Raw genomic sequence first — 16,902 nt, 5'->3', positions numbered from 1 at the left:
TAAGGCCCTGAATTTTGTATCAGACATCAGGAGTTCGTCAAATTATATATAAAAATTTTGAGTTTGGAGGAAAAACAGTGCTTATTATCGGTGAATTGATTAATTCCAGCCGCAAAGCAATTAAAGAGGCGTTAGAAAAAAGAGATGCCGAGTATATCAGGCAGATTGCTAAAGATCAAGTAGCGGCAGGAGCCGACTATGTCGATGTTAACTGTGGGACCATGGCAAATGAAGTAGAGTCCATGGCATGGTTGGTGAACACTATTCAGGAGGCTGTGGAAGCTCCTTTGTGTATAGACAGTCCTAATCCCCAAGCTATCGCAGCCGGATTAGCTTTGTGTAAATTTGGCCAGCCTATGCTCAACTCTATTTCAGACGAGAAAGAACGCTTTAACACTATCTTACCCTTGGTGGTTAAGTTTAAAACTAAAATCGTGGCCTTGTGTATGGACGATACAGGTATGCCTAATACTGCGAAAGATCGTATGAAAGTCGTTAAAAGCTTGTATGCCAAATTAACCGAGGCCGGAGTGCCGGAAAACGATATATATTTTGATCCCTTAGTTAAGCCGATTAGTGCTGTCGCCTCAGCAGGGCTTGAAGTTCTGGAAACTATTAGGGCAGTGAAAAAAATGTATCCCAACGTTCACATGACTTGCGGACTTAGCAATATATCCTATGGACTTCCCAATCGTAACTACCTGAATCGTATGTTTGTAACCCAAACGAATACGGTTGGTATGGATAGTTATATCTTAAACCCGACCGATAAAGGAATGATGGGAAATATCTATGCATCCCAGGCGCTGCTTGGTCAGGATTCCTATTGTATGAATTATTTGACCGCTTACAGAAAAGGTTTATATGAATAAACATAATAGGGAGGTTTTTTTATGGAACGTATGAAAATGGATGACGATTTAAGACAAATTCATGAAGCTTCTATGGAAATCTTAGAACAGTGTGGGGTAATATTTCATCACCCTGAAGTTTTAGAGGCTCTTAAACAGAATGGTGTAAGGGTCGAAGGAAAAACAGCATTTTTTAGCGAGCGTCAGGTCATGGATTGGCTTGCCAAAGCCCCAAGTGAATTCAAAATATATGCCAGAAATCCGAAATATGACATGCTGATAGGTGGTGACGAAGTTAACTGTGTTCCTGGTGGTTATGGGATGTCCAAAATAGTGGAACTTGATGGGACGAAGCGAGAGGTTACGAAAGAGGACTATATAAATTTTGTGAAACTTATCCAGCAAAGTGACTACTTTAAGGCCAATGGCGGTGTTATTGTCGAGCCGGAAGATCTGGTCAGCGGAACTTATTTCCCCATTATGATGTTAACAGCACTAAACTATTCTGATAAAACTTTGCAGGGCTATTTAGGCGGAACTGAAATGACGGAACAGACAATGGATATGCTGGGGATTGTTTTTGGCGGTAAAGATAAGCTGAAAGCCAAACCAAGAATCGCAACCATCGTCAGTACGACCAGTCCGCTTCAATATGATAAAACGATGCTTGAAACAATGTTGGTTTATCTTAAATATGGGCAGCCGGTCATTTTAACTCCCGCAACAATGGCAGGAACCACTGGCCCTGTGACTCTGGCCGGAACTATTGCTTTGGCCAATGCGGAAACTTTGGCGGGCATTGCGGCTGCTCAAATGTTAAAAGAAGGAACCCCGGTGATTTATGGATCAGCATCGACGACGGCTGACATGAAATCGGGAGGTATAGCCATCGGAGCTCCTGAGAGTGCTTTATGTGCGGTTTATTGTGCCCGCTTGGCTAAGGCCTATAATCTTCCTTGCCGGGGTGGCGGAACGCTGACCGACGCTAAATCTTTATCCGTACAAAGTGCTTATGAAGGCATGATGGTCTTCCTGGCAACTCATCAGGCAAACATGAATTATATTATTCATAGTGCCGGGGTGATGGATGGTTATGTATCGTTTTCCTACGAGAAATTCATTGTTGATTTGGAAATCATCGGAATGGTGAAACGTTTCCTTTCCGGTGTAGCAGTTAATAAGGATACGCTGGCTGTGGATGTGATTAAAGAAGTGGGACCGGCCGGAGAGTTTCTTACTTCCATGCATACTATGCTGAATTGCCGAAAAGAACCTTTCATTCCCAGTATTAGCCTTAGAGAAGCTATAGAGGATGACCCTAATAAGAAAATAATTGAAAACATCGAAAATAAGAAGAAAGCTATGTTAGATAGTTATGTCAAACCTGAATTGCCGGAAGATGTCCAGAAACAGCTTGTTGACTATTTAGTTGGAAAAGGCTTTAAAATTGAGCTCATTAATAGCATGCTCTAAACTGTTTTAAGGAGGAAGAACATGGCTAGCTTAGGGGAGAAATCATTGAAAAAGTGGGTCCGGCTGGCAATTCTGTGTATTGGGGCAGGTATGATTTATCAATTGCCTCTTTTACAGATGACCTATTATAAACCACTTCAAGCTGCCTTGAAATTAACAAATGAGCAACTGGGTTTTTTGACCAGCACTTATGGTCTGGTTGCGATGTTTTGTTACTTTCCCGGCGGTTGGTTGGCAGATCATGTATCATCCAGAAAATTGTTAGCCATTTCCTATGTTGCGACTGGGCTGGGAGGATTTTATTTAGCGACATATCCTTCTTATCAATTGACTATTTTATTGTATGGTTACTGGGGCGTTACGGCCATACTCACCTATTGGCCGGCTCTTATTAAAGCAACCCGAGATTTAGGCGATAGTTCCGAACAGGGCAGGTTATTCGGATTTCTTGAAGGCGGCAGGGGATTAGCCTCTACTTTCGTGGGGATGGCCATCTTGTTTGTGTTCGCCAAACTGGGGGAAGGGGTTTTGGGACTGAGTTGGGTTATCAATCTTTATGCCCTAATGTGTGTGGCTGCCGGAATTTTGACTTGGCTTTTGTTTGAAGATTTACGTCTTTCTGAAACAAGTGAATCACTCTGGGCGGGTGTAATTCGGGCCATCAAAATGCCGGTGGTTTGGATAATTGGGGTCATTATTTTTTGTACCTATACCATGTTTGCAGGCCAGAGCTATCTGACACCCTACGTAACGGATATTTTTGGCGCCTCGGTATCGCTGGCAGCTTTGCTGGGCTTAGTACGCACCTATGCGCTGCAAACCTTGGGAGCTCCGGTTGGAGGAATTATTGTCGATAAGGTTGGTTCGGCAACTAAAATTATTGTTTGTGGTTTTATCGTCATGCTTATTAGTTTAGGCTTGTTTTTGTTAATTCCAGGAAAACCCAATCTTTTAGTATTAGTGATTATTAATATGATCGTTTTGGGATTAATTGTTTATGTGATGCGTGGTATTTATTATGCCACCGTGGATGAGGTTAAGATACCTTCTTCCTTCACCGGAGCCGCTGTTGGTTTGGCATCTTTGATTGGATTTTTACCGGATGCCTTTATTTATCCCCTTTTTGGACGTTGGATGGATTCTCATGCCGGAATCGCAGGGTATAAAATCATATTCACGTATTTGACTGTTATTGGAGCAATCGGTTTAGTGTTTGCCGTTATTTTGTTAGGAATGATTAAAAGCAAAAATGTAGCTAAAAATGATCCCTTAAGAGCGGTTGCCAAGTAAAGTGAGTTCTTGAAAGTTTAAGTTCTCAGGTGATTATAATCATTAATCACCCGAGAACTTAAGGTTTTTAACGGAACTGGTCACAGCTTCCTCCAGTGCTGGACCCAAGGCCGGATATAAGGGATTTATTATAATTGTTAGAAATAGATTTTAAGATATAATCAATGTAGGATATAGTTATATAGGTGATATGAATGAGCAGTATTATTGAAGCGAAATTTCTTAACCAAAAATACATGCATAAAATGTTAGGCAGTTTTAGCCAGGCTACCGGACTTTATACAGAAGCTGTTAATATGGAAGGAAAAACTTTTTTTCTTCCTGGCAATGCGGAGAGATGCGAATTTTGTAAATTTGTCCGTAGTCAATCTAAAGGAACGGTAAAATGTCAGGAATCTTATAAAAGGGCCAGTTTAGAGGCCGCTAAATGGCAGGAGCCGTATTTTTTCCGCTGCCATGCTGGTTTGGTCTTATGGGCTGTGCCGATACTAATTAACGAAGAATCTTTGGGGAGTATAATCTGTGGACAAGTTTTGATGTGGGAACCGGATGAATTTTATTGGGAGGAATTAAAGCCTTTTAATGAAGGAAATGTTGATTTCGAAGAATTAAAAAAATTAGTGCAAAAATTAGAGATTGTCTCACCTAAACGGACACAGGCAGCGGCGGATATGTTATTTGTAGTGGTTAACCACTTCTTAAAAAGAAACATTCATATTCTAGAGGAAAAAGAAGCTTTTCAAGAGCAACTACAGCAATTCAGACAAGAACTGGAAAAAAAGAAAAAGCTGCCTTCTTCAGAAACTGATGATTACGAAGGTTATTTAAAAAAAGAAAGAAACTTCTTAAGCTATATCCGTCTTGGCGACAGGACCAGAGCAGAGAAAACTTTGCGAAAACTGCTTATAGACCTTTATGATAAAGTGGCTGGGGATAAAAAAACAATCAAGCTGCGCTTGATTGAACTGGCAACCTTAGTATCCAGAGCTGCGGTAGAAGGTGGCGCTAATGCTGAACGGGCTATGGCAATGTTAAATGAATTTAACGAGGGTGTGATTGCTCTTGACAAAGTTGAAGAATTTCTTTTCAAGATCCATACAATAGTAGAAAAGCTTTTGGAGGAAATTTTTGCTTTAGCAGATAAAAAACACCTTAGTTTAGTTAAAGAAGCCAGGTATTTCATGATGGAAAACTACTCACGGTCTATTAAGATAGATGATATTGCTGGCCACCTTTGTATAAGCCCATCTCATCTCAGCCATTTGTTCAGAAAGGAATTAAATTGCACCGTAAATGACTATCTTACCAGGGTTAGGGTGGAAAAGGCCGTGGAATTAATGAAAAAACATGAGCTAAGCGTGGAACAGGTTTCCCGCTCTGTGGGCTTTAAAAATCAAAGTTATCTTGCGAAGGTATTTAAAAAATACATTGGCGTTTCCCCGATGGTCTATAGAAACAGCTTGTTTTAGGAGGGATAAGCGGGTGTTTAATTATGCTGATATAAGTAAGGCCGTTTTTGAAGGAGATGCGGATAAAACCATTGAACTGACCAGATACGCCTTAAGCTTAGGCTATCCCGCTAAAAGCATCTTGGAAAAAGGGCTGATTAATGGCATAAATAAAGTCGCAGATAAGTTTCAGGAAAGATCCGTTTTGGTTCCCGAAGTCCTTTTAACCACCCGGGCCTTGAATGCCGGCATTTTAATAGTCAAGCCCCATATGAAAAATATAATTAAAAAAAATAGCCCCAAGATTTTGATTGGGACAGTTGCGGGAGATCTTCACGATATTGGTAAAAGTTTAATCAGGGTTGTGATTGAAGCTGATGGAACTCAAGTTATTGACCTCGGAGTAGATGTTACTATTGAAAAGTTTATACAGGCTGTGCGTAAACAAAAACCTGATATATTAATGATGTCCGCTCTCTTGACCACAACGATGGACGTTATGAAAGAAGTTATAGAAGAATTAGTAGCACAGGGGTTGCGTGATAAGGTCAAGGTTATGATTGGCGGAGCACCGATTACTGATATTTATGCCAAAAAGATTAATGCGGATTATTATTTTAAAGATGTTTTTAGTTTGAAAAAGTTTTTGGATGATAATTCAAATAAACTTTGGGGTAAAGTGAGCCGGTATAATTAAGCCGGTAATTTTTATATAAAAGGAATGCGCACGGTAAAATAAAAACCAGGGCGTATAGGTGGATTTTTCCCACCCATTTAGGCCTGGTTCTTCCACTGTGGCAAGCCGGTTATCGCAGCCATATCGTCATCTTCCTCATCTTTTTTAGAATTATCTGGACAATCATCCGTTTTTCGTGGTAATCTTAGGACATATAACTTAATCATGCGGTCATGAGTGATTCTTATCCAATCCAAGGGTAAGAAATGAAAAGGGAAGTCAGTGGAAGCTGACGCGGTGCCCGCCACTGTAAAAGGGAGTCAATTCACAAATTGTCACTGGAAATATCCGGGAAGACGTGAGTTGATGATGATCTTGAGCCAGGAAACCTGCTCATGCTAAGCACTTATTAAAACCTACGGGATGTTTAGGAGAGAGTGGTCGGTATCTTGGCCTTGTGGCTGGATACTGATTACAGCGTTGCGTCCTTCCGGTGGGAAGGATTTTTTAGTTTGCGGAGAGAGGATAAAGTGATAAGACCAAACTGCAATGACAATGACTGACCGAACGGAAGCATTGCTCATTTTGAGGTTAAAGCAGTGAAAAAAATTTATTCAGGAAAGGAGTGCAGCCAAATCAGGTATTTCACAGGAAGAAACTTTAGACTAAGAAGCTATGACCTAAGCTCATGGCTTTTCAGGCCCGGCTCTGGGAACGACAGGGCAGTATAGCGGTGTTAAAGATGGGGCCGAAACTAATTTCAGGCTTGCCCTTCCGGAGGATTCCAGTATATAATTTGAAAATGATACCGTATAGTTTAGCCAATAAATATACTAGCAAGCTAGGTTTCGTTAGCTGTCAAGAGTAATCAGGAATTGTTTTAGCCTGCAAAAGGGATAGTCAGCTACCAGATAATTTATAAAATGTATTTAAGTCACAATCGGACTTTTCATGAGCCCCTAATTACAACTTGCGTACGCTTGTGATTGCAGAAATAAACAAAAACAACATGATTTGACATAATAATATTAGACAGGAGAAGGTATTGTTATGACAGACAAAATTTTAGGAGAAAGAATAAAAGCAATAAGAAAACAACGCAATATGACTCTGCAAGACTTAGCTGACAGATCGGGGCTATCTATTGGATTTATTAGCAAAGTCGAACGCGGATTAACAAGTCCGGCATTCAGCGCACTGTTAGAAATTTGCAGAGCGTTTCAAGTTGACTTAGTTGAGTTGGTACAAGCCTCAACGGACAGACGATCGGTGATCAGGAAAAGCGAACGCATACCGATGTTTTCCAAGACGGATGATGAGATAAAACATGAGTTTGGAACCCAAGGTTTTAGAAAAATTAAGGGGCTTTGGATAACTATACAGCCTGGCGCAGTAGATATTTCCAGAGGTCATTCGGAAGAGGAACTGGGGATTGTCATTAAAGGTAGTCTGAAGGTTACCATCGGAAAAGAAGCTCATATTTTAGAAGAGGGAGACAGTCTCTATATAGATTCTTATGTCCCACACAGTTTAAAAAATATTGGTGATTGTGAATGCTTGTGCTTTTTTGCCATCAATTAGTTATAATTTAAAAATAATAAGAACTGTATAAATCCGGTTCTAAAAAGCGTTTAAACAAAAAGTTTAGGCGCTTTTTTGTACCACCGGAAAGTTATAAACTTGCGTTATACCTTTCTAAGCATAAGCAACTAGGTGGCCGCCTGCACCAGAGGCTGCAAGAGGGTTAATTCGTGTGAAGACAGTCTCTTAGGGTGCCAGACAAGTTTTCTTTCTGCGCTAGGCAGCGTTCTTGTTTTTTTACCAATTCTTAAGTCCTAGCCGGCAGGCTAGGGCTTAAGAATTGGTGACAGAATAATGAAAAAATAATTTACTTTTCGGTTGATTTTTCTAATTATAAAGAATATTATATATGTATAAAAAGACTCTCGAATTTTTATCTTCTTGAGCAATTTATAATCGCCTGCGTCGAGTCAACTCAAAGGAAAAATGTCCGTTTATAAGTAGTTGTTTATTTTATCTCTAAATTAAAAAAGGTACTAAGGAATAAAGGAGGTGTATTTAAGTGAAGGACGATTTAAAGGAAATTCATCAAGCCTCCATGGAACTATTGGAGAAGATAGGAGTGAAATTTTATCACGCAGAGGTATTAGATCTGCTTCAAAGTAAAGGGATAAAAGTCGTAGGCGAAACAGCTTATTTTAAACCAGACCAGGTTATGAACTGGATAAATAAGGCGCCTGCGAATATTAAAATTTATGCCCGGAATCCTAAGTATGACATGGAAATCGGGGGGGAGAAGGTTGAATATACTCCAGGTAATTCCGGGTTTCCCTGGATAGCCGATTTTGAGGGCACCAGGCGCAAAGCGCTATTAGAGGACTATACTACCTTAGTAAAACTTGTCCACCAGACTCCTTTTTTTAATATTAATGGCGGAATGATGGTTACACCAACAGACTTACAGCCTACTCCCATATACCCAATGATGCTGCTTATTGCTTTGAGCCATTCTGATAAATGTATGTTCGGTGGCTTAGGAAGCGCTAAAGAAGCTGAAATGATCATGAACATACTCCAAATCGTTTTTGGAGGAAAGGAAGATTTAATCACTAAGCCGAGAATTGTCACAACAATCAGACCTTTATCTCCGCTTCAATTTGATGAGACCATGCTGGATACCTTACTTATCTATGCGAAGTTTGGTCAACCCATGATTATCGCTCCTGCCGCAAGCGCCGCCAATACAGGTCCGATTACCTTGGCAGACCGGATAGCATTGTCAAATGCCGAAAGCTTAGCCGGCCTTACAGTTTGTCAAATGATTCGTGCAGGAACTCCGGTAATTTATGGGTCGGCAAGTCCGGCTTCAGATATGAGAACGGCAAATTATGCTTTTGGACCGCCTGAATCAGCCCTTTTTACCGCTTATTGCAGCCGCTTAGCCAAGTCTTACGGCCTTCCTTGCAGTGGAGGGGTGATGTTAAGCAACGCTAAGTCAGTCTCGGTTCAAGCCGGGTACGAGAGTATGCTGGTTATGCTGGTTGGAGTTCAAGAAAAAATCAATGTTATGCTGCACAGTGCAGGGGAGCTGGAAAGCCGTGAGGCAATGTCCTTTGAGAAGTATCTTGTTGATTTGGAAATAATCGGGATGATAAACCGCTTTCTTCAAGGAGTAAAAACAGAACTTAACGATCTGGCCTTGGATGTAATTAAAGAAGTAGGCCCTGGGGGAGAGTTCATTACCCATCCAACCACCATGGAACTTTGCCGCAAAGAACTTTGGAGTCCTGACATTAGTTTAAGAGGGCCTATGATCAATAAAGATCCCAATGAATGCCTGAAAGAAAATATACACAAGAAGATGCAGAAGATGCTGGAAAGTTATTCTCCGCCGCGATTTCCAGGGGAGACCAAATTAAAACTTCGACAGTACTTAATGGATATTGGGGTCGATCCGGAACTAATTAATTGTTAATTTTAGGATAAAAAGGGAAAGAACTATTCATGAACATTATCAAAAATGGACCGGAAGACATGGTTATGAGCGACGAGCTTTTAGGAGAAAGGATAAAAACGGTAAGAAAACAACGCAGTATGACTCTGCAGGACTTAGCTGACAGATCGGGACTATCTATCGGATTTATCAGCAAGGTCGAGCGTGGATTGACAAGTCCGGCATTCAGCGCATTGTTGGGAATTTGCAGAGCGCTTCAAGTTGATTTAGTCGAGTTGGTACAAGCCTCAACAGACAGACGGCCGGTGATCAGGAAAAATGAACGTATGTCAATGTTTCCCAAGGCAGATGATGGCTTAAGACATGAGTTTGGAACCCAAGGTTTTAGAAAAATTAAGGGTCTTTGGCTAACCTTACGGCCTGGTGCGGAGGATATTTCCAGAGGTCATTCGGAAGAGGAACTGGGGATTGTCATTAAAGGCAGGCTGAAGGTTACTCTTGAAAAAGAACCTTATATTTTGGAAGAGGGGGATGCTCTTTATATTGATTCTTATGTCCCACACAGTTTGAAAAATATTGGTAATGGTGAGTGCGTCTGCTTTTTTGTTTTTAATTAGTAAGCAATATTGACGTTGTTTTTACTAAAACGCTACTTCCACCAGTTGGCCCCTTTAAAGTTAATGTGTACCCGGTTATTTAATGGGGGAGATAATAAGCAAGCAGTTTGCCTGAAGTTTATGGACATTTAAGCAAAATATTTAATTATCTAAATATTTAATTTTTTTACCTCCAATTTTTCCTATTGTAAATAATATTATATATGTGTGAAATAAGAAACAGCTTAGCCTAAGTCTATACTGCTCAGCGATAAATTATTTCTAAGTATTGGATAGTTTTTTTAACATTATCTTAAAAGTTGTTTGTTAACGTTTAGATTAATGCCAGAAAAACATTTCTTTTTAAGGGGTTACTAAAATATCGGCAGATAAACTTAAACTGATTTAAAGCAATAATAATTTCAAGGAGGTTGCTGTCTTTGAATCAAGAATTAGCAAAAATTCATGAGGCATCACTTCAAATATTAGAAACCACCGGGGTAAGGTTTTTCCATCCACAAATTCTGAGCATGCTTAAAAAAAAGGGTGTTAAGGTGAACGGAGAAACAGCTTTTTTTTCTCCCAGCCAAGTAGAGGAATGGATAAAGAAAGCACCTGCGGTTTTTTCTGTTTATGCCAGAAATCCTCAATACAATATTCTGCTTGGGGGTGAAACAACAGAATTTGCTGCGGGCTACGGGGCTCCTATTATTATTGATCAAAAGGGTATGAGAAGAAAGGCTAAGTTTGATGATTACTTAAATTTTCTAAAGCTGATTCAACAATGCCCTTTTTTTAATATTAATGGAGGAATTCTTGTCCAACCGGCCGATATCGGCTCGCGTCACGGTTATCCGTCTATGTTGTTCGCCACCTTGGCTTATTCCGATAAATGCCTGATGGGAGGGGCCGGCGGGGCGGAAGAGGTCAATATTGTTCTGGACATGTTGGATATTGTTTTCGGAAGAGAAAGTCTAATGACTGCACCGAGGATTTTGGCGATCTTAAATAGTACAAGTCCCTTGCAGTTTGATAAAGATACTTTAGACACACTGCTGCTCTTTGCTGAATACGGTCAGCCGGTAATTATTACGCCGGCAGTAATGGCAGGAACTACCGGACCGATAACCATCGCGGGAACCCTTGCCTTATCCAATGCGGAAATCCTGGCCGGTATTACTGTAGCTCAGATGATAAGGGAAGGAACTCCGGTTATGTACGGCATGCAGTCCACTGCGGCCGATATGAGGACTGGCGGGATTGCAGATGGTTCGCCTGAAAGGGCGATATGTGTCGCCTACGGAGCCCGTCTGGCGAAAGAATATGGCATACCCTATCGGGGCGGGGGGACAGAAAACGATGCTAAAAGCTTATCGGTACAAAGCGGCTACGAAAGTATGCTGGATATTTTGGTTGCCTGCCAGGAGCAGACTAATTTGATTATTCACAGTGCGGGGACTTTAGATAGTCATGGGGCGATGTCCTATGAAAAATTTATAGTTGATCTGGAAATTTTAGGCATGGTAAAGCGGCTTCTTCAAGGGCTGAATACGGCTCAAGGGTCCTTAGGGGTTAAGCTGATAAAATCCTTTGGCCATGGAGCCGGATATTCTTTAGATGATCAGACAAGGCGACTTAGCAAGGAGGAAACCTATACACCTTTTATCAGTCTCAAAGGGTCCCTGCCTGAAGGCGCCACTCCTGAACAAGAGTTGCTTAATAAGATTAATAGCAAAAAGGAAGAGATGTTAGCTCAATATTGTCAGCCCGAGCTATCGCCCAAAGTCCTTACCCGGCTCAAGGCATACTTGGCCTCAAAAGAGATTGAAACAGCGATTTTGAAGTAGGTAAAAGTCATTAGGTTGTATCAATTAAGTGCACCAAGAGCGAAGGTTCGAATTGAAATATTCCGGGCGCTTTGCTCAGTTAGGGCTAAATTTCCTGGCTGAGGATTATCTGATCAAAGGAAGTGAATCTATGACATGTAGTAAAGCACAAAGCAGATAGTTTAATTAATTGGTCTAATAAGGGGGTTAACTAATGATATTTATGAATTTGTTGCTAGGGGCGGTATTAAGAGGAGGTATTTATGTCTTAATGGCAATGGGCCTTTCCTTAGTCTTCGGAGTAATGAAAATCCCGAATTTTGCGCATGGAGAGTTTTACATGGTAGGGGCTTACTTGATGTATTTCGCCAGTGTGACGTTTGGTTTGCCCCCGGTTGTCTGCATAATTATTGCGGCTATAGGTGGTTTTCTGATTGGCGCTATTGCTGAAAAACTTACGTTACAACCTTTGAGGAAACGATCCAAGGGTGATTGGATCGTGAACACCTTTATGCTGACAGCCGGTTTGTCGATCATAATGCAAAATCTGGCTCAGGTTTTGCTAGGCCCTAACTTTAAAGGAGTGACTCAGCTCTGGAAGGGAGGCATAGGGATTTTTGGCACTAATGTTACGTTCGACCAACTGTTTGGCTTCATAATTGCCATGGGTACTGTCGGCGCCTTCTGGCTCTTTTTGAAAAAGACTAGGACGGGCAATGCAATCCTGGCTGTTTCAGAACATGAAACCGGTGCCATGTTAATGGGCATAGAACTCAATAAAATACACACCTTGACGTTTGCCCTGAGCAGTATGTTGGCGGCGATCGCCGGAGCCGTATTGTTATCGCTCATTCCCGCTTATCCGTTCATGGGTTTAACTCCCTTGTATAAGTCTTGGTTTGTAGTAATTTTGGTCGGGTTAGGCAATGTTGAAGCAACTGTTGTCGGCGGATTTATGGTTGCGATTATTGAAACGCTGGCCGCCTATTATCTGGGGACAGGCTGGCAGGATGTAATTCTCCTTTCCGTAATTATTCTGGTTTTATTAATTAAACCAACCGGCTTGTTCGGAAAAACTTTAAAAGTATAGGTGAGGCGATATAATGACGAAGCTATCCGGAATTTATACTAAACTTTGCGGTGTGGATGCGGTTCTGAAAAAGATGGGACTGTCTTTGCTTAGTGTAGTTATGTTTGCGTTACTGGCACTTGCTCCTTACATTATCGGAGAAGAGTACATCATTAATTTATTAGTTGTAAGTCTCATGTACGGTACCTTGGCTATGGGATTTGATTTATCCGCAGGCTTTATCGACGTTGCGAATTGGGGATATGCCGGACTTATGGGTTTAGGCGGTTATACGTCAGCTCTCCTCCTAACTGACCTTGGTGTTTCTCCCTGGCTGGGAATCATAGCAGGCGCTTTGCTGGCAATGCTGGTTGGAATGATTATTGGTTTGCTCTCCCTGCGTATGAACGGTTTATTTGCAGCCATCCTGGCCTGGTTTGTCGGCTTAGTACTCATGGCTATGGCGAATACCCTTCAAAATTTTACCCGGGGAGCCCTTGGGCTCAATGTGGATTTGTTTTTTCAAACGGCCTGGTCCAAACCTTATTTCTACGTCATTTTAGTCATTTGCGTTATTACTTTCATCGTTTTAAGATTGGTTACCAAATCCAGATTTGGCCTGGCTTTTAAAGCTTTGGGGCAAGACGCCGAGGCGGCCCGTGCTTCGGGGGTAAATCCTTTAAAATACAAGGTGCTTAATTTTACAATCTCCTGTTTTATCGCAGGCTTAGTTGGAGGGTTTTATGCGCACTTCACAGGTATTCTAACCCCGGATGTTATGGCGACTACTCATACCTTAGAGATACTGGTGATTGCCTATATCGGCGGGAGAGGCAGCATATGGGGCCCATTGTTGGCGGCGTTTATTATAGAACCGGTTTTTTCCTACCTCAACGGCCTAATGGAGTGGAAGTTTGTAATCTATGGTCTGCTGCTTATTCTGGTAATGATTTATTTCCCAGGCGGAATTGCTAGTCTGGCGGAAAAAGTTAAAGATTTTGTTCGAAATACAAAATTAAAAAAACAACAACTTATAGGGTGATTTCTCCTTAGGGAAATCAATAATTAACCAATGCTGTGTTTTGAGAAAAGAATGGGGGGTGAACATTAAATTATTTTAACTCTGTACTAAAATACCATATCCCAAAGAGAAGCCAACTTACTTACAAAAAAGGAGGAGTAAAATGAAAAAGCATCTGAAACTGACGTCTCTCGTTTTGGTGGCGGGCTTAATGGTGACTTCAATCTTGACTGGTTGCTCATCAAGTTCGACAAACAGCAGCAGCAATGCGGCGAAAACTCTAACCATTGGTGTCGATCTTCCGCTTACGGGACCTTATTCCAAGGTTGGTATGGAATTCAAGGATGCCTGTCAGATGGCTTTTGATCAAGTCGGTGACAAGATTGGCGATTATCAGGTGAAGCTGGTTTGGATCGATGACCAATCCGATCCGGTCAAAGGCGTTGCCGCCTACGAGCAGGCAATTCAGCGGGATCACATTCAAGTGGGTATGCTGAACTGGAATAGTTCAGTTGCTGTAGCGCTCATGGACGTGGTGGCTAAATATCAAATACCGCACTTCTTCCCCTTGGGTGGCGCAGATACAATTAATCAAAAATGGCTATCCAATCCCAAATACCATTATTGGATTACCAAAGGATGGGCCGAATCAAGTAAAATGACCGTGGCCTATACCGACACTATCCAAAATGCAATTAAGAACGGTGATTTCAAACCAAGGAATCAGAAAATGGCTATCTATGGTGAGCAGACCGACTGGGCCACAAGCCTTGGGAAAAGCCTTGCTGATGAGTTTAAGGCCGCCGGTTGGGATGTAGTGGATCAGCAGTATTTCAAATTAGGTGAAACGGATTTTAACTCAATCCTGACTAAATTTAAGAGTGAAGACGTTTCCCTGATTGCAGGCACCATCGGTTCTCCGCCTTCCATGGCAGCATTCTTAAAGCAGGCCCAGGATCAGAAGTTGCAAAGCCTGATCATTGCCGACGCATTGAGTGAAAACGCCGATATGTACAGTTTAACAGGCAGTGCCTCGGACTATGTTTTAGATAACCGTCCCTTGTTTGTTACGGACAAAGCCCAGAAGTTCGAGGCTGACTTTAAGGCTAAATATGGCTTTGATCCTTCCGCGGCGGCAGGCGGACAAGTTTATGATTATACAAATTTCTTTATTCAGGTAGCTAACGATTGCTTGAAACAAAACGGCGAGCTCACCAGTGCCAATCTTTATAAATTCGCTCAGGATAAGTTATTCACCGGACAAGAAAAATACACAAATGGTATATTATTCAAATCCATAGAGTATGATCAAAAATCTCTTCCGGACCCGGTGGTCGGGGAAGGAAAATACATTTTCCCTGTCTTCCAGTATTCTTCAGGAAAACCGCAAGTGGTTTGGCCGGATGACTTAAAGCAAGCACCGCTGAAGGTCAAAAACTAAGCGGAAATTTAATAGTCGGGTGCCCGGCAACAACCGGGCACCTGACAAAACGTTTGACCTAAACCAGAAGGGAAGGTAGGTGTGTCTATGATCTTGACAGCAGAAGGCGTGGGAAAACGCTTCGGTGGATTGGTTGCAGTCGATAATGTGTCGTTAGCAATTAATCAGGGTGAGATTTTTGGCTTAATTGGACCGAACGGGGCAGGCAAAACTACTTTTTTGAATTGCATATCCGGTTTTTACAAGCCGGAAAAAGGGACGGTGACCTTTAAAGGTCAGAACATTGTCGGACTGTCTTCCCACCAGCTTTGTCATAAAGGGATAGCCAGGACATTTCAAATCGTCAGATCATTTGCCAAACTCAGCGCAGAGGAAAATGTTAAAGTTGCTTTAACCTTTGGGAGGGGAAAGCAGCAAAAATCTTCCAAAAGTGTGCAAGAACTGCTGGATTTTGTAGGCTTTACGATGCCCAAACAAATGATAGCTGAAAATTTGAATACCATGCAATTGAAACGACTGGAGTTAGCCCGGGCCTTGGCTACGAATTGCGAACTATTACTGCTTGATGAAGTGGCTGCCGGCTTAACGCCGTCAGAACTGCCGGAATTCATCGAGTTAATTAAACGTATTAGAGATGGCGGAGTAACGATAATTTCGATTGAGCATGTTATGAAGTTTATCATGGAAGTATGTGATCGTATTGCGGTTCTTCAGTTTGGTAAAAAAATAGCTGAAGGAACTACTGCTGAGATAAAAGATAATCCTAAAGTCAAGGAAGCTTACTTGGGAGAGGAGCTAGTTCATTAATCTATGGCGGTGTTTTAAGTGTTATTGCTGACGTCTTCTGTACTAACTTCCTGGTAGGAGTTGATTAAATGCTGAAATTGAGCAAGGTTAATGCCGGATACGGTAAGCTGGGAGTATTGTGGGATATTTCCCTTTCTGTAGATCAAGGCGAGTTCGTGGCCTTAATCGGCCCGAACGGTGTGGGAAAAACGACAACATTGCGGACGATTGCGGGACTCGTCAAGCCGACGGCAGGCGAAATAGTCTATATGGGACAAAGAATTGATGCCAAACAGCCCCAGCAGATAACCAGGCTGGGAATCAGTTTTGTGACGGATGATGGCTGCCTTTTTTCTGGTATGACCGTTTATGAAAATCTCTCTTTGGGCGCCTACAGCATTCGTGACAAAGGAAAAGCCAAAGCGATACTTAAAGATGTCTTGGAACTATTCCCCAGGTTAGCTGAGCGCAAAAAGCAAAGTGCAGGTACTTTAAGCGGCGGCGAGCGCAAGATGCTGGCTATAGCCAGGGGGTTAATGTCTAGTCCTAAACTTATGTTAGTTGATGAACCTTCCTTAGGTCTTGCTCCCAAGTTAGTATTAGCAGTATTCGAAACCTTAAAAGAATTAACCAAGAGGGGAGTTACGGTTTTGTTGGTTGAGCAGAACGTTAATACGACTTTGAAGATTGTTGATAGAGCTTATGTATTGGAGCAAGGGCAAATTAGTCTGGAAGGTTCGAGTTCTGAATTATTGAAAAATGAACATGTCCGGAAGTCTTATCTGGGGATTGTTTAAAAGATGCAGACTGAAACAAAAGTAACCAGACATGGGCAGTAATTAACAAGACTGAATCGTATTGCTTATGGAAAACGCTGTTGGCAAATCACAGTGACTAATGCCGAAAAATTTTGAAATTAATTTTTCAGGTTAGCAGGAATAAATAAATCA

General features: G+C 41.7%; 14 protein-coding genes and 1 riboswitch. All 14 genes read left to right on the top strand.

Annotated features, from left to right (window positions below; all coding sequences use genetic code 11):
* Positions 1-77 precede the first annotated feature (77 nt).
* The 14 genes from REC12_RS16000 to REC12_RS15935 all read left to right on the top strand — a co-directional run bounded on the left by REC12_RS16000 (position 78) and on the right by REC12_RS15935 (position 16,749).
* On the top strand, positions 78-872 hold the full coding sequence (locus tag REC12_RS16000; protein ID WP_308896196.1) for a methyltetrahydrofolate cobalamin methyltransferase: 795 nt from the start codon (positions 78-80) through the stop codon (positions 870-872).
* Positions 873-893: 21 nt separating this feature from the next.
* Positions 894-2,324: a trimethylamine methyltransferase family protein gene (locus tag REC12_RS15995; RefSeq protein ID WP_308896194.1), complete on the top strand. Its 1,431-nt coding sequence runs from the start codon at positions 894-896 to the stop codon at positions 2,322-2,324.
* A gap of 21 nt (positions 2,325-2,345) precedes the next feature.
* Complete coding sequence (locus tag REC12_RS15990; protein ID WP_308896191.1) at positions 2,346-3,614, top strand: MFS transporter; 1,269 nt, start codon at positions 2,346-2,348, stop codon at positions 3,612-3,614.
* Between the two features lie 194 nt (positions 3,615-3,808).
* Positions 3,809-5,083 carry a PocR ligand-binding domain-containing protein gene (locus tag REC12_RS15985; RefSeq protein ID WP_308896189.1) on the top strand — a complete coding sequence of 425 codons (1,275 nt, stop codon included), beginning with the start codon at positions 3,809-3,811 and terminating at the stop codon, positions 5,081-5,083.
* A gap of 13 nt (positions 5,084-5,096) precedes the next feature.
* Positions 5,097-5,759 (top strand): cobalamin B12-binding domain-containing protein, encoded by a 663-nt coding sequence (locus REC12_RS15980; RefSeq protein WP_308896187.1) that lies wholly within the window; start codon positions 5,097-5,099, stop codon positions 5,757-5,759.
* 197 nt (positions 5,760-5,956) lie between these two features.
* A riboswitch (cobalamin riboswitch) is annotated at positions 5,957-6,149 on the top strand.
* Between the two features lie 639 nt (positions 6,150-6,788).
* Complete coding sequence (locus REC12_RS15975) at positions 6,789-7,319, top strand: helix-turn-helix domain-containing protein (protein ID WP_308896184.1); 531 nt, start codon at positions 6,789-6,791, stop codon at positions 7,317-7,319.
* A gap of 502 nt (positions 7,320-7,821) precedes the next feature.
* Complete coding sequence (locus REC12_RS15970) at positions 7,822-9,234, top strand: trimethylamine methyltransferase family protein (protein ID WP_308896183.1); 1,413 nt, start codon at positions 7,822-7,824, stop codon at positions 9,232-9,234.
* A gap of 29 nt (positions 9,235-9,263) precedes the next feature.
* Entirely contained in the window at positions 9,264-9,830 is a 567-nt protein-coding gene (locus tag REC12_RS15965) for a helix-turn-helix domain-containing protein (protein WP_308896181.1), read from the top strand.
* A 419-nt stretch (positions 9,831-10,249) separates the two neighbouring features.
* Positions 10,250-11,656: a trimethylamine methyltransferase family protein gene (locus tag REC12_RS15960; RefSeq protein WP_308896180.1), complete on the top strand. Its 1,407-nt coding sequence runs from the start codon at positions 10,250-10,252 to the stop codon at positions 11,654-11,656.
* Between the two features lie 193 nt (positions 11,657-11,849).
* On the top strand, positions 11,850-12,725 hold the full coding sequence (locus REC12_RS15955) for a branched-chain amino acid ABC transporter permease (RefSeq protein WP_308896178.1): 876 nt from the start codon (positions 11,850-11,852) through the stop codon (positions 12,723-12,725).
* Between the two features lie 13 nt (positions 12,726-12,738).
* The gene (locus REC12_RS15950; protein ID WP_308896176.1) at positions 12,739-13,746 is read left to right on the top strand and encodes a branched-chain amino acid ABC transporter permease; all 1,008 of its coding nucleotides are present in this window, start codon (positions 12,739-12,741) and stop codon (positions 13,744-13,746) included.
* Between the two features lie 142 nt (positions 13,747-13,888).
* Positions 13,889-15,166, top strand: a complete 1,278-nt coding sequence (locus REC12_RS15945) for an ABC transporter substrate-binding protein (RefSeq protein ID WP_308896175.1) — start codon at positions 13,889-13,891, stop codon at positions 15,164-15,166.
* 87 nt (positions 15,167-15,253) lie between these two features.
* Complete coding sequence (locus REC12_RS15940; RefSeq protein ID WP_308896310.1) at positions 15,254-15,973, top strand: ABC transporter ATP-binding protein; 720 nt, start codon at positions 15,254-15,256, stop codon at positions 15,971-15,973.
* Positions 15,974-16,041: 68 nt separating this feature from the next.
* Positions 16,042-16,749 carry an ABC transporter ATP-binding protein gene (locus REC12_RS15935; protein ID WP_308896174.1) on the top strand — a complete coding sequence of 236 codons (708 nt, stop codon included), beginning with the start codon at positions 16,042-16,044 and terminating at the stop codon, positions 16,747-16,749.
* Positions 16,750-16,902: the final 153 nt, after the last annotated feature.

Source organism: Candidatus Desulfosporosinus nitrosoreducens, assembly GCF_030954495.1.
Lineage (GTDB): Bacteria > Bacillota > Desulfitobacteriia > Desulfitobacteriales > Desulfitobacteriaceae > Desulfosporosinus > Desulfosporosinus nitrosoreducens.
Note: the sequence above shows the minus strand (reverse complement) of the source record. Positions and strands in the feature narration are given on the sequence as shown.